The 327-nt window shown below is 37.6% G+C and carries 1 protein-coding gene; it reads right to left on the bottom strand.

Annotated features, from left to right (window positions below; all coding sequences use genetic code 11):
- Nucleotides 1–327: HAD hydrolase family protein (locus tag C1E99_RS13040; RefSeq protein WP_153060266.1), on the bottom strand; the 327-nt coding region annotated here is incomplete at both ends.

Raw genomic sequence — 327 nt, 5'->3', positions numbered from 1 at the left:
TTCTACTTCGTGACCATCTTTCTCAAAAGTTAACAATTGATAGATGTCATTTTCTTTATAAAAAGTTGGGTTTGTTTCCAAACCTTCATAAATCAAGTCAATTACTTGACTAATGCGGTCAGTTCGTGCAGAAAGCGTCCCTTTTTGACTACCAAGCATACCATATTCGATTCCAATTTCTTTAGCCCAATTTAATACAGATTCTACTAAATTTCGGGGCATTGGCTGATGGTACACTACCTGACCTTTGGCATCTTCTACGTAAGAGCCGTTAATCATAGCGAAAAAGTCTGGCTTTAAGGCCTTGATTTCTGGCACTAAACCATA

It is taken from the genome of Streptococcus suis, assembly GCF_002964045.1.
Classification (GTDB): Bacteria; Bacillota; Bacilli; order Lactobacillales; family Streptococcaceae; genus Streptococcus; species Streptococcus suis_U.
Note: the sequence above shows the minus strand (reverse complement) of the source record. Positions and strands in the feature narration are given on the sequence as shown.